Origin of the sequence: Sphingobium herbicidovorans (assembly GCF_002080435.1) — a bacterium.
Taxonomy (GTDB): Bacteria; Pseudomonadota; Alphaproteobacteria; order Sphingomonadales; family Sphingomonadaceae; genus Sphingobium; species Sphingobium herbicidovorans.
In genome coordinates, this window is sequence record NZ_CP020538.1 from 115990 (window position 1) to 129626 (window position 13637).

A 13637-nucleotide genomic window follows, 5' to 3' on the forward strand; every position below is an offset into this window, starting at 1 on the left:
GATCAGGACTCATTGATCAGAGCCAGAAGCTGACGGTTGCGATGGCGGACATGAAGGTTTGGACGTAGCGGTCGTAGCGGGTTGCGATATGTCGCCAGTCCTTCAGGCGCTGTTGGTGGGTGCTTGTCGGAATGGTGTGGACCTTGCGGTTGGCAGTGGCGGGATTCGCCTCCTGAACACCAGCATGAGGCGGTCCTGTTCGCTTTGCCGACCGGCCTGCGTTAGGGCAACATACTATATCTGCGATGGGATCAGGTCGATATGACCCGGCGCGTCGTCACGATCGGGCACGGCGAAACCAAGAGCGGGAAGGCGCTTGGCATTCCCCTGAACGATGGGTGCCGCTGGGCGTGTTACGGCGGGAGAAGGGAAAGCATCCGGTTCTTGTGTTCACATCTCGGGCAAGCGCTTGCCAATGCGAGTACGCGAACCTGGCATGCGGGTCTACGGCTCAGACTTGTCGCCGGCCTCGACGTAAACTCTTGATTATGAAGTAAGAAAAATGGTGGACGCACTAGGGCTCGAACCTAGGACCCGCTGATTAAGAGCGCGGTGGCCATTATTTTTATTTTTTAATGTTAGTTACTTAGGTGCATCCGTGTTCAATTCATTCTAATTCTGGCAACCGAATTCTAACATGCTCTACCATATCCTACGGCACAAATTCACCTACAACGGATATCGGGTTGAGTGTCAGTTCAGCGCCCGATTGTGGACATTCGGCGCGCGCCGTACGATGCCCGACAGTGGACATTCGTTGGATTGGCCGATGAGCTAGCCGTTCAAGGTCAAACGGCCGGCAAGAATCTCTCGGCAGATTGTCGATCCTCGTCCGGACGGGGGATATCATGCCGTCGGCCATAGGTTCCCGGAGAGCGCCTGGCCACTGGAAGACTGGCTACGCATCCGCTTCTTGGGAAGCTTCGCTGGAACTGACCTGTCGCCGGCCTCCATCGGTTACGGAGGGTCGAGGTTGGCCGCGCGCTCGGCAAGGGAGCCGAGCAGCTGGATATAGCCATAATGCTGCCGGACCTGATTTTGCTGCGCGAGTTCGGCCAGCGAGGCGCCGAGCGTCATGCGCGAGACGCCGAGCAGGTCCGCGAGCTGCTGCTGCGTCGCGCGGGCCACATCACGACCGGCTTCGTTCCGCGCCATGACGACAAGCATGTTTGCGAGCCGTTCGGTCGTGTTCAATCGTCGTTCGGCGTCGATGATGTTGAGTGCGCCCCCGAGCCGTTGCGCCAGGTTTGCCATCATCAATTCGGCCCATCTGACATCCGCGGCAATCAACCGGTGCAGCAAAGGCCGATCGATGGCGATCAGGCTCGCCTCGCCTTGAGCGATCGCATCATCCTGTCGCGGCATGCCGGTAAGGAAAGCCAGCTCCCCGAACATGGCGCCCGCAGCGAGAACTGCGAAATGGGTAAAAACGCCATCTTCGGAATGCCGGCCGATGGTGACATGGCCATCGAGGATCGCCCAGAAGACGTCTCCCGGATCGCCCCGATGCTGGACGAACTGGCCATCGGCGAAATGCTGGACCTTTGCGTACGCGGTCAGTTCCGCGAACTCGCGCGCGGAAAGTTCTGATCGCTCCGGCGTCGCTAAATGATAGCTCTTTGGCATTTCCGGACATCGAGTTGTGGCATTGCGTGCGCAATAGCAAGCCGCAATCTTTCGCGCATGGGGGAGGGGATGCGGTTTGCGGCAATCATTTGTGGGAAGCAGGCAGTGGACCGCGGGATGAAAAGCAGGCCTGAACATTTCTCGGTCGAGGATTTCCGCGTGCCCCGGGATTATCTCCGGCTCATTGCGGGAAAGGCTGCGAGCGAAGCGATGCTCGCTGCTACAAACGACAATGCGGGCGACAATGCAGGCGATGACGACAGCCTCTCGTCGATCACCTTCGTCAATCTTTGCCTCCATTATTTCCGATCGACTTATCGTGAGAGCCTTGCCAACGGACCCGAGGTCCGGTTTGGCGCGTTCGGCCTGATCGTGTCCGCCGCAGGACAGGGATTGAGTTTCGCCGATGCGCTCGAGCGCACCGTCGGCGCGATCGAGATTCTGCGCCCCGAACTTTCGGCGAAAGTCACCAGCAATCCTACCTCGCTGGCCCTGTCCCTCGAACCGAGGCAGGGCGGACCGGCGGCAGAAGTCGGCGTCGAATTTCTGGCCATGTCGCTGCAATGCGCGTTTCGGTGGCTCACCGGTAGAAGGCTACGGCCGGTCCAGGTTCGCGCGGCAGAGCCCGCCGCACGGCACGAGGTGTCGATGCTCAACATTCTGGCTTGCCCCGTCGTCCGGCGCGGTACCGGCGTGACCATCTATTATGATCGCGCGGATGGCGCGCGACCGCTCCAGCCGCAAAAATATGATTGTTGGGCGAGCAAGGAACTTCCCGAATTCCGCGCGCTGCTTCGCGAATTCGCCGACAAGATCAACCGGCATGAACATGTAGCCGAAAGCCCGCTCGTCGCGCGCGTCGACGAACTCCTCACCACGGGCGTCCATCTCGAGGCCGAGGTCGCGGCGCGGCTTCATATGAGCCCGGCTTCGCTGCGACGCCACCTGTCCGAATATGGGACGTCGTTCCGGGCGCGGCTCGACCGGATGAAGCGCGATACCGTCGAGGCGCTGCTCCAGACCGATATGCCGCTCGAGGCCATCGCGGCGGACACCGGATTCTCCGATGTCCGCAGCCTGCGCCGGGCGTGCGTGCGCTGGTTCGGATCGCCACCCGCCTCGTACCGCCGGAGCGGACCAAAGGGGACATAAGGCGAGGGGGGGCATTTTAAGCGATAAAGTCCCCCCACTTTGCGCGCTCGGGTCATTGTTGGCCGAAAAACAAGGCCATATCGAAAGAGTATTCCGGAAATGGCGGGCCCTCCCCGGGACCAGGGACATCGCCAAGCGGGATTGCGTGCCGGCTCACTGACCGGAGTATTTGGGAGGACTTTGATGAATTATGTGGAACGCGCGGCATCGCCGCGTCGGCGGGGTCTTGTTGCACGCCTGCTGTTCGGGGCAGCGCTACCGGCCATCGCAATCGCCTTCGCCATGCCTGCGCACGCGGCCGAAGATGGCGCAAGCGCCGACAGCGCCGACGCCGCTGCAACCGATGCTGATAAGGACATAATCCTTGTCGTCGGCGAGCGTCTCGAAACGAACCTCATGAAAATCCCGATGGCGATCCAGGATATTCCTGCCGAACGCCTGCAGGATCTGAAAATCAATTCGGTCAAGGACCTCAATCTCGTTGCGCCGTCCTTCACCGTGTCGCGCAGCTATCAGGGCACGCCGCAATACAGCATTCGCGGCATCGGCTTCAACGCGATCAACATGTCGGCCTCGCCGACGGTGACGCTGTATCAGGACGATATCGCCTATCCCTATCCTTTCACGCAATTGGGTCCGGTCTTCGACCTTGGTGGCGCGCAGGTGCTCAAAGGACCGCAGGGCACGGTGTTCGGCCGCAATACGACCGCGGGGGTGATCAACCTGACGTCGAACCAGCCGACCGAGGAATATACGGGGTCGCTCGCGATCGACGTTGGCAATTATGAGACATTCAATCTCGAAGGCTTTCTGAGCGGACGGGTTTCGCCATGGCTGAAAGCGCGCCTCGCTTTCCGGACCGAGCAAAGCATGAAAGGCTGGCAGCGGAGCGAATCGCGTCCCGAAGACCGGCTGGGCGAGGTTCACAATACAGGCGCCCGCCTGATCCTCGCGGCCGATCCGTCGCCGGGGCTGGACATTACGCTGACGCTGTCGGGATGGAAGAATGAATCGGACACCCGCGCGATGCAGGCGATCGGCCTGACCCCCGGCGCAGACCAGAAATATGGGAATGGTGCGGCGGCGCTCTCGACGAATGACACTTTGAGGGAGTTCGTTGGCGCCCCTTGCCCGGCTGACGATACAGAATGTTATAATGGCGGATATGATTTTGAGCTTGAGGAATATGTCTATCCGAAGGATCATATCCGCGAATGGGACAACCGGACAGCAGACTGGTCACCTGCACATAAGACGTCATATCGACACGCTGCCGTTCGTGGATATGATCCTGACAGCTTTATCTATAATCATCCCTTTTTTCAGGATGTGGTGCCGGGCCGCGCCGACGGTATTGGCAACAGCGAAGCTTTGCCGGGCAAGCTGAACGAAAATACCAGCTTCTGGTCCACCAGCCTCGATATCGGATATGATATTTCCGATGGTCTGCGGCTGATATCGCTCAGCAACTTCCAGAAACTCAGCCGCGATTCGCTGCAGGATGTCAGCGGTGCACCCTATGAAGTTCTGATCCAGAATCCCAAGGGATCGATTCAGTCCTGGTCGCAGGAACTGCAGCTGAAGGGCGATACGGGTCCGGTCAAATGGTCGGTTGGCGGCTATTATGGGAAGGACAAGATCGAGGAAAATATCCGGAGCAATATCTTTAACAACTCCAACTCGCAGGCGGTTCGGCGATATTTTTCCAATGGCGCGAACGTCGCCGAGGGGCTCCCCGGATATGACGAGTATATCGAACAGGTTAGCGACGACGATCGGGCCGGTGCGTTCCGCTCGCTTCGCGATGTGGGCCAATTCGACGTCGAGACGAAAAGCCTTCTCGCCAACGCCGAATGGGCGGTTACCGATACGCTGACCCTGAGCGGAGGCGCCCGTTACACTTGGGATCGCCTCGAATTCCGGGGCTGTACAAAGGACGTCAACGGCAACGCCCTCCTCGGCGCCCACTCGGGGGTGCTTTACCTGATAGAAAGGGCGTATGGAAAGGCAGCCATTCCCGACGCTCCGGCCAAGCCGAACGAATGTCTGACCATGTATCAGGATGGCACCCGGATTGACGACGAAAAGGGAGAGGTTCCGCATTTTGAGCGCGGCGAGGTCCACAATATCCAGAAAGAGAGCAATTTCTCGTGGCGCGCGGCATTGAGCTGGCGGCCTGTCCCGGAATTGATGGCTTATGCCTCTGCCTCGCGCGGGTATAAGTCGGGGGTCAACCCGCTCAACACCGCCAATTCCGAAAAGCAGGATGCTCCGGTAAAGCAGGAAGAACTAACCGCCTACGAAGCCGGTGCCCGCCTCGATATCGATCGCTTCCGATTGGGTGTCGGCGGCTTCTATTATGATTATCGCGATAAGCAATTGTCGGGATATTACAAGGATCCAGTGTTCACGACCCTCGCAGCGCTGGTCAATGTGCCCAAATCGAAAGCCTGGGGTATCGAGGGAGACCTGAGCGTCGAGCCGGTGCGGGGCATCACCCTGTTTGGTAACGCTCTCTATCTCAAAACCAAAATCCTCGAAACCGACCCAACTGCAGTCAACGAACTGGGACGTTTGGCAAGCTACAATGGATCGGGCTTCGGCGTTCCCAAATGGGCATTGAGCGGCGGTGCGTCGTTCAACACCTCACTTGGTGAGGCACTTGGCCTGCGTGCGACGGTGAACTATCGCTGGCAGTCAAAGACGATTGGCATGCGAAGCACCCAGTTCGCCTATGAGGAATTTGGTGAAAAGATACCGGAACAGTCCAGCCCGAAGGAGCATTATTACGATATCAAGGCTTACGGGTTGCTCAACGCGAACATCACCTTGTTCGACGGCGACGACAATGACTGGGAATTCTCGATCTGGGGTCGCAACCTGAACCAAACCGACTATGCCATCGGGGTCAAATCGAACGCCACGACGATCTTCCGCATTCCGGGCGATCCGCGCACCTTCGGCGCGACCTTCCGCGTGAATTTCTAAACCTCCACAGCCTGCGTTCGAACCCACCTCTCATTTTCGGGAACGCAGGATCACTGCTGCCGCGCAAATATCATTGCGCGGTAGCATTTTTTTTCGTGCCACATTTACCGGGCGCCAAGGTTCCCCATTTCCCGATATGCGGGGAAGGTCGCGCCCGATGCTTCTGGTTCATCATTTCGGTGGAGTCCGCTCTGTCCTTTTGACGACCGGAAGCGGACCGTCGGTAGAGGGGCAGGGCCGGTTCTTCCTGGCGCCAGAAGGCGCTGTGGCGGATATCTACATGGCTCGAAAGTGCAGGCGGTCGGGCTCGATAGCGCCCGCCTGACGCACAGCAACCGCGCCTCCCGTGTCGTGGGATCCCCCGTAAGCAGACCTACCCTAAACGGCCATCATTCGACCGCGATACCGCGAGCCATCGGGACCCATGGATATGCACCGGGGATGCCGGCATCCATATCCTTGTTCTCCGGAAAGATCGGCCACAGCAATTGCCGCTTGCCATTGCGTTCCCGGTGCCTCAGCAGAGCATGCGGGAATGCAAAGAAGTTATCATTTTGCGATGGCCGAGCGATCACGGCTTTCCGCGCGCGAGCTCGCGCAACTGGCCGCGCGCGCAAGGGTTCAGCATTTTTCTGGCGGACAATTCATTCAGCACCAGGGCGATCCGGGCGATGCCTTCTGGGCGGTCGTCGACGGTCATGTCACCATCGGCCGTCATTCCGAAGACGGCGTCTTCACCCACTTCGCGGTTCTCGCCGCGGGAGACCTGTTCGGCGAGCTTGCCTTCTTCACCGATGTGCCGAGGCAGGTCGACGCGATCGCCGACGGCAGCGCCAGCATGATCGCCATCGATCGGCCCCTGCTGCGCCAGCTGATGGCCGCGGATGTCGGTTGGGCCGAATTGCTGCTGCGGAGTCTGTCGCGGCAGCTCGCGAGCGCGCTCGACACCATCGATGCCGACCGGCGATTGAGCGCGACCGAGCGGCTCGCCAATCTGCTTGTCACCATCGCGCGGAGCGATGCCGGCCGTGACATCGTTCGCGCGACGCAGCAGCAGCTCGCCGACCTGCTCGGTGTCTCGCGCGTGACGCTGGGCGCCGCACTGACCGACCTCGCGAAGCAAAATCAGGTCCGGCGGCACTATGGCTATATCCGGCTGCTTGGATCCCTTGCCGGGCGGGCGGCCGATCCAGATTCCGAATAGGCCGCGACAGACCCGATCCAACGATTGCGTTCACCGGGTGGCGGCAAAAGTCGCAAACTTGACAGACCGGCCTCGCCGTCCGGCGTAACCCGCTTCCAAACATAATGGGAGAGGAAGCGAATGGAAGCGCATCCGTACAATATTCCGGCGTCGGCCTGTCTCGCAGCGCTGCAGCGAAACGGGGTCGATCACTTCGTAACGGTGCCGGACTGGATCCAGCTCGCGCTGCACGAGCGGGTCGAGGCCGGGGTCGATGGGCTCGAGCTCGTCCGCTGCAGCAACGAGGACCAGGCCGTCTGCGTATCCGCGGGCCTCAGGATCGCCGGCAAACGTCCGATCACCGTCATCCAGAACCAGGGCCTCTATGCCTGCGTCAACGCGCTCCGCGCCGTCTGCCTCGATGCGTCGATCCCCGTGGTGTTTCTCGTCGGGCATTTCGGCCGCGAATTCGGCAATTTCGGGCAGGACCCGAACCTGTCCGAGCGCAACACCGTCAAGCTTCTGGAGCCCATTCTGAACGCGCTCGGCGTCCGCTTCTGGCGGCTCGAAACCGAAGGAGACCTTGCCGGTATGGATGAGGCCTTCGCCTATGCCGACAGGGAAAGCCGCAGCGCGGTCCTGATCGTTGGCGCCCCCACGGGCTGGAACTGAAAGGCGCACGACATGGACATCAACGAAGCCTGCCGCATCATCGAGGGCGTGCGCGGCGGCGCCATATTGGTCGCAACGATGGGCGCGATGGGCGCGTTCGACCAGCTCGGCGCCGCGCAGCCGCGGATCAATTCGGTCCCCCTGATGGGGGGCGCCGCGAGCATCGGGCTGGGGCTGGCGATCGGCCGGCCGGATCGGCGCGTGATCGTCGTCGACGGCGACGCGAGCCTGCTGATGCAGCTCGGCGGCCTCGCCACGGTCGCCGAACGGCAGCCGCGCAATTTCCATCATTTCGTCATCCGCAACGGCACGCAGTTTTCGGGCTTTTCGAACCTCGCGACACCTGCCGAAGATATCGTCGATTTTGCGGCGATGGCGAAAGCGGCCGGTTATCGTGGAGCGTCCAGTTTCTCGGACGCAGCCGCCTTTTCCGAAGCGCTTCCCGCGATCCTCGCGGAAGACGGCCCCATCTTTACCGAGCTTCGCGTCACTCCGCCGCCGCCGATCCCGGGTGCCAACACCCAGTTCGAGATCCCGCCGCAGCAATTCGTCCGGATGGGCGCCGAGGCGGTCGCCCTGTCGGCGTGGCTCGCGGAGCGCGGCAATGACTGAAATCCAGGCCGATATCATCGTCGTCGGCGCGGGTTCGGCGGGCGCGACGCTCGCATCGCGGCTCGCCGAACGAAACGCAGGGAAGATACTCCTGCTCGAAGCGGGCGGCGCGCGGCAGGATGATTTCTGGGTCCGCACGCCGATCGGCATCGCGAAAATCCTGCAGAACCCCGACTATGTCTGGCCTTCTCAGACCGTTCCGCAGGCCAATCTTGTCGGCCAAAATGTCTATCTGCCGATGGGGCGGATGCTGGGGGGATCAAGCTCGGTCAACGGCATGGTCTATGTTCGCGGCGATCCGGAGGAGTTCGACCATTGGCGCGACCTAGGGTGCGAGGGTTGGGGCTATGACGACCTGCTGCCCTATTTCCGGCGCATGGAGGATTTCCCCGAAGGCGATGGGGCGACGCGCGGACGCGGCGGGCCGGTGCATGTCACCTCGCTCGCTCCCGACGCCGATCCGCTGACCGAAGCGTTCGTCGCGGCGTGCCGCGAGGCCGGCATTCCGCAGACGCGCGACTATAATGGCGGCCGTGCGGGTTCGAACAGCGGCGGTTATGAAGGCGTCGGCTATCTCCAGCTTTCGACCGAAGGCGGCGAGCGGTGCGGCACCGCGCGGGCCTATCTGAAGCGCACCGCACGGAATACCGATCTTCGCATCGAGACGGGCGCCCGCGCGGCGCGCATATTGTGGGAGGGCAAACGCGCCGTTGGTGTCGAGTTCAGCCAGAACGGCAGGCTGGTCACTGCGCGCGCGGCGAGGGAAGTGATCCTGTCGGCCGGTCCGATCCGGTCGCCGCAACTCCTCGAGCTGTCGGGTATCGGGCAGGCCGCGCGCCTCCAGGCACTCGGTATCGAGCCGGTCGCGGAGCTGCCGGGGGTCGGCGAAAATTTCCTCGACCATCTGCAGTCGCGCATCACCTTTGAATGTACCGGCTCCGACACGCTGAACATGATCCTCGCGAGCCGGATCAAGATGCTGACGATGGGCGCCAAATATCTCCTCACGAAGAAGGGGCTGATGGCGACGCCGTCGGCTACCGCCCATGCGACGGTGCGAACGAGCCGCGAGGCGCGGCCGGCGGTGAAGATCCAGATCCATCATCTCAGCGGCGCGGATCGTTATGCAAATGCGAAGGGAATGGGGCTCGATCCGTTCCCGGGTTTCGGGATCGGCTTCTTCCAGCTCCGCCCGCGCTCGCGCGGCAATATCCATATCACGTCGGCCGATCCGGCGCTCGACCCCGCGATCGATCCCAATTATCTCGCCGACGAAGGTGATCGTGCCGACATGCTCGACGCGCTGCGCATTTCGCGCGACGTCGTCGCGCAGGACGCTATGCGGCCCTTCGTCGTGCGCGAGACGCGGCCCGGTCCAGAGATCGCCGACGATGCCGGCCTCCTCGACTATATCAAGCGGTCGGGACAAACCTCGTGGCATCCGATCGGGACGTGCAAGATGGGTAGCGACCCGATGGCGGTGGTCGGCCCCGACCTTCGCGTGCAGGGTGTCGAAGGGCTGCGCATCGCCGATTCCTCGATCATGCCGACCATGCCATCGTCGAACACCAATGCGGCCTCGATCATGATCGGCGAAAAGGCCGCCGATCTGATCGCCGGCCAGCGTTGAGCGCGCCGCGATGAACGCCGATCAGTCGTTCCAGCCAGGCAAGGCATGGCGTATCGCCCTGCTGCTTGCGCTGTTCATCTTGATCAACTTCCTCGACAAGATTGTCTTCGGCCTCGTCGCGGTGCCGATGATGGCCGAACTCGACCTGTCGCCGACCGAGTTCGGCCTGATGGCGGGCGGGTTTTTCTGGCTGTTCGCGGTCGGCGGCATCGCCGGCGGGCTGCTGGCCGACCGCTTCCCGACCAAATGGATCATCGCCGGCATGGCGGCCTCATGGGCGCTGCTGCAGTTCCCGCTCGCGCTGACCTCGTCGATCGCGGTCATCTTGATCGGGCGGGTGCTGCTGGGCATGGCCGAGGGGCCCGCTTGGCCCGTCGCCGTCCATTCGCTTTACAAATGGTTCCCCAACACGAAGCGCACCCTCCCGGCCTCGATCCTCGGCCAGACCGCCGGGGTCGGATTGATCATCGCCGGACTTCTCATCCCGCAGATCACCCACAATTTCGGATGGCGCGCCAATTTCCTGATGCTCGGTGCGCTGGGCTGTCTGTGGCTTCTGCTCTGGCTTCTATTCGGCAGCGAAGGCCGCCTGATAGATGACAACGAGGCCACTGCGAGCGAACGCGCCGGGTTCAGCGAACTTGCCCGAAACCGCACACTCGTCGCCTGCATCATTGCCCATTTCGCGGCCTTCTGGACCTTGGCACTTACGCTGACCTGGGTGCCGGTCTATCTCGAAACCGGGCTTGGCTTTGATGCGATCACCGCCGGTCATATGTTCTCGGCCTTCATCGCGATCAATGTCGTCTTCGGGCTGCTCATGCCCGGCCTGTCGCAAAAGCTCTCCGCAAGCGGCCATAAGAGCCGTACCGCGCGGGGGCTGCTGACCACCGCCACGCTGATCGTCGCGGCGCTTTGCTACATCGCATTGCTCCTGCCCGACTTGACCCCGACTTTGCGGATCATCCTGCTCGGTCTCGGCGCGGGGATGGCGCAGACGATCTATTTCACCGGCCCCGCGATGATCAGCGAATGCACGCCGCCGCGGCAGCGCGGCTTCCTGCTCGCGCTCGATAATTCGCTCGCGTCGACGGCGGGAATACTCGCCCCCGTCGTCACCGGCTATCTCGTCCAATATTCGGCGGGCGGGATGACGCGTGGCTATGATTTGGGGTTCGCGGTCGCGGGCGTCCTGCTGCTCGTCGCTGCCGCGATCGGCGCCAAATTCCTCCATCCGGAACGGTCGGGCTCGCGCGAAGCGACCAGCCTCGGTGCGGCGAGCGCCATTCCAACTCAAAATTAGAAGGCGGGCACGAAACCACGTCTTCGATCAACAGGGAGAGTCTTATGTCCAGGAAATTCGTCCATCTGCTCCTCGGCGGCGTTGCGGTCACGGCAGCCTGCCCGGTCTTTGCGCAGGACACGGCGACAGCCCCGGTCGCCGACGGCGATAGCGGCAGCGAGATCGTGGTGACGGCGCAAAAGCGCGCTGAAAATCTCCAGGATGTTCCCGTGTCGATCGCCGCTTTCTCGTCAGAGACACTTGCCGCGGCCAACATTGACGAGGTGGAAGAGCTTTCCGCGCTCACGCCGAACTTCTCGGTCAACAAGGCGACCGCCAGCGCGGCGGTCCGGATCAATATCCGCGGCGTCGGCGCATCGGGCAATACCGCGACCGAGCCCAGCGTCGCGGTCTTCCTCGACGGCATCTATGTGCCGCGCGCGGGATCGACGATCGCAACCTTCCTCGACATCGACGGCGTCGAGGTACTGCGCGGGCCGCAGGGCACGTTGTTCGGCCGCAACGCGAGCGTCGGCGCACTGTCGCTGCGGACCGCCCAGCCCGAATTCACCTTTTCGGGCGAAGTCACCGGCGAAGTTGGCAATGCCGATCGCTACCGCCTCGCGGGCCACGTCAACCTTCCCCTCAATGACAAGGTCGCCGTCCGCCTCGCGGCTGCCGGGAGCTGGTTCGACGGCTTCTGGTTCAACGAATATGACGGGATGCGTTACGGGCAGCAGGACGATGTCGCGCTTCGCGGCAGCGTGAAGGCCGAACTCGGCAATCTCGAATGGATCGTCAGGGCGGACTATACGAAGATCAGCGGCGACGGGGTCACCGACAGCGACTTCGACGCAAGCTCGGTATCGCCGACGCAGCTTGCGCAGTTGCGCACCATCCTTGGCGGTGACCTTCCCGATACGAATTTCAACGACCGCGTGATGAACTATGCCGTGACCGCCGATCTTGATGACCGGCAATGGGGCCTGTCGAGCGATGCGACGTTTTCGCTCGGCGACAGCAAGATCCGGCTCATCAACAGCTATCGCGACTGGCGCAACGACCAACTCGATGGCGATGTCATCTTCTTGCCGCTGCCGCTGCTCTCGCGCCAATCCTATTTCGATTCCAAGAGCCAGAACCACGAACTGCAATTCATCTCGCCGACCGAGCAATGGCTCGGCGGCAAGCTCGACCTCGTTGCCGGCCTCTATTATTTCGACGAAGAGTACCGGCTCGGTGAGGTCCTCAATCTCGGATCGCGTTTCTGCAATACGCTGCTCCCGGCGGGGGCCGCGCGAGACGGTTGCAACGCGTTCCAGACGACGACCGGCGGGGCGAATGCGACGACGCAGCGCATGGCGCAGAACACCACGAGCTACGCGGTTTACGGCCAGCTCAACTATCGCCTCGCCGAACCGCTAACCCTCGTTCTCGGTGGGCGCTGGACGCATGAAGAGAAGAGCGGCAGCTTCGCCCAGTCGATCGCGACCCCCGTTGCCTCGATCCTGCGCGCACCCGAAACGCTGACGCTGCCCGACCTCAGCGAGAGCCGCTTAACCTACCGGATCGGTCTCAACTTCAAGCCGACCGACGATGTGATGCTCTTCGGCAGCTATTCGACGGGCTACAAGTCGGGCGGTTATAACAGCGGCGGCGGCACACCGTCGCTCAGCACCTTCGACCAGGCGGGCAATCTCGTCTCGACGCGGCGGGTCTTCGGCCGCGAGACGGTCGACAATTATGAAGTCGGCATCAAGTCTGAATGGCTGGACCGGGCGCTGACGGCGAATCTCACCTTCTATCGGATGGACATCAACGGCTATCAGGATCGCAGCTTCGACGGCGTCAGCTTCATCATCCGCAACGCCGGGTCATTGCGGCAGCAGGGTTTCGAATTCGACACGGTGCTGCGTCCGTCGCGGAATTTCACCGTCAATGCCGCGCTCGCCTATCTCGACAGCGAGTTCACCAGCTTTCCCGGCGGGTCGCCGCTGCCGGGCCTGCCTGCCGGATCGGTGCAGGACCTCACCGGCACGCGCGCCAATTTCTCCCCGGCGTGGAGCGGGCAGGTCGGATTCAACTGGAAGGGAGATATCGGCAATTCGGGGATGAGCTGGAGCGCGAGCTCGAACGTCAACTTCGTCTCCGATTATCGCAACAGCCAGATTACCGACAACAACCCGCAGACGATCCAGGACGGCTATGCGCTACTGAGCGCGCGGCTGACGCTCGCGGGTGTCGACGATCGCTGGTCGGTGGCGATCTTCGGCAATAATCTCACCAACGTCCAATATTCGACCGTCATGTTCAACCAGACGCTCGCCGGCGCCTTCGGCCTCAACAATGGCGTATTCCCCGGTAGCACCGCCATTCGGCAAACGCACGCCAGCCCGCGAACCTATGGCGCGTCGCTGACGCTGCGCTTCTAACGCCAGTTGCTGTCCGGACTTACCCTCGCATGCGCCGAACATGTCGGCGTGTGCGAGGGG

Annotated in this window: 9 protein-coding genes and 1 pseudogene; 8 read left to right on the plus strand and 2 right to left on the minus strand. The window is 61.9% G+C overall.

The features are described 5' to 3' along the window. Nucleotides 1-16: 16 nt before the first annotated feature. Nucleotides 17-109: pseudogene (locus B6S01_RS20910) on the minus strand (IS5/IS1182 family transposase); the annotation flags it as partial. 848 nt (nucleotides 110-957) lie between these two features. Beyond that, the gene (locus B6S01_RS22060; RefSeq protein ID WP_407695210.1) at nucleotides 958-1764 is read right to left on the minus strand and encodes a Crp/Fnr family transcriptional regulator; all 807 of its coding nucleotides are present in this window, start codon (nucleotides 1762-1764) and stop codon (nucleotides 958-960) included. Between B6S01_RS22060 and B6S01_RS00630 the strand changes: the two genes are divergently transcribed. The 8 genes from B6S01_RS00630 to B6S01_RS00665 all read left to right on the plus strand — a co-directional run bounded on the left by B6S01_RS00630 (nucleotide 1744) and on the right by B6S01_RS00665 (nucleotide 13577). Further along, a complete protein-coding gene (locus B6S01_RS00630; RefSeq protein WP_077145338.1) occupies nucleotides 1744-2778 on the plus strand; it encodes an AraC family transcriptional regulator in 1035 nt (344 codons plus the stop codon). The genes B6S01_RS22060 and B6S01_RS00630 overlap by 21 nt on opposite strands. A 183-nt stretch (nucleotides 2779-2961) precedes the next feature. Further along, the gene (locus B6S01_RS00635; protein ID WP_037466737.1) at nucleotides 2962-5766 is read left to right on the plus strand and encodes a TonB-dependent receptor; all 2805 of its coding nucleotides are present in this window, start codon (nucleotides 2962-2964) and stop codon (nucleotides 5764-5766) included. A 559-nt stretch (nucleotides 5767-6325) separates the two neighbouring features. After that, entirely contained in the window at nucleotides 6326-6970 is a 645-nt protein-coding gene (locus B6S01_RS00640; protein WP_037466741.1) for a Crp/Fnr family transcriptional regulator, read from the plus strand. A gap of 120 nt (nucleotides 6971-7090) precedes the next feature. Next, complete coding sequence (locus tag B6S01_RS00645) at nucleotides 7091-7621, plus strand: thiamine pyrophosphate-binding protein (RefSeq protein ID WP_037466744.1); 531 nt, start codon at nucleotides 7091-7093, stop codon at nucleotides 7619-7621. A 48-nt stretch (nucleotides 7622-7669) separates the two neighbouring features. Further along, a complete protein-coding gene (locus B6S01_RS00650; protein ID WP_197689939.1) occupies nucleotides 7670-8233 on the plus strand; it encodes a thiamine pyrophosphate-dependent enzyme in 564 nt (187 codons plus the stop codon). After that, a complete protein-coding gene (locus B6S01_RS00655) occupies nucleotides 8226-9863 on the plus strand; it encodes a GMC family oxidoreductase (RefSeq protein WP_037466748.1) in 1638 nt (545 codons plus the stop codon). Before B6S01_RS00650 ends, B6S01_RS00655 begins: the two co-directional genes overlap by 8 nt. 10 nt (nucleotides 9864-9873) lie before the next feature. Then, entirely contained in the window at nucleotides 9874-11166 is a 1293-nt protein-coding gene (locus B6S01_RS00660) for an MFS transporter (RefSeq protein ID WP_037466751.1), read from the plus strand. Nucleotides 11167-11210: 44 nt separating this feature from the next. Then, nucleotides 11211-13577: a TonB-dependent receptor gene (locus B6S01_RS00665; protein ID WP_037466753.1), complete on the plus strand. Its 2367-nt coding sequence runs from the start codon at nucleotides 11211-11213 to the stop codon at nucleotides 13575-13577. The last annotated feature ends 60 nt before the right edge of the window (nucleotides 13578-13637 follow it).

Excerpts from the sequence above, each read along its gene's own strand:
- B6S01_RS00630 (WP_077145338.1), top strand. The coding sequence starts at position 1,744 with ATGAAAAGCAGGCCTGAACATTTCTCGGTCGAGGATTTCCGCGTGCCC.
- B6S01_RS22060 (WP_407695210.1), bottom strand. The coding sequence starts at position 1,764 with ATGTTCAGGCCTGCTTTTCATCCCGCGGTCCACTGCCTGCTTCCCACA.
- B6S01_RS00635 (WP_037466737.1), top strand. The coding sequence starts at position 2,962 with ATGAATTATGTGGAACGCGCGGCATCGCCGCGTCGGCGGGGTCTTGTT.
- B6S01_RS00640 (WP_037466741.1), top strand. The coding sequence starts at position 6,326 with ATGGCCGAGCGATCACGGCTTTCCGCGCGCGAGCTCGCGCAACTGGCC.
- B6S01_RS00645 (WP_037466744.1), top strand. The coding sequence starts at position 7,091 with ATGGAAGCGCATCCGTACAATATTCCGGCGTCGGCCTGTCTCGCAGCG.
- B6S01_RS00655 (WP_037466748.1), top strand. The coding sequence starts at position 8,226 with ATGACTGAAATCCAGGCCGATATCATCGTCGTCGGCGCGGGTTCGGCG.
- B6S01_RS00660 (WP_037466751.1), top strand. The coding sequence starts at position 9,874 with ATGAACGCCGATCAGTCGTTCCAGCCAGGCAAGGCATGGCGTATCGCC.
- B6S01_RS00665 (WP_037466753.1), top strand. The coding sequence starts at position 11,211 with ATGTCCAGGAAATTCGTCCATCTGCTCCTCGGCGGCGTTGCGGTCACG.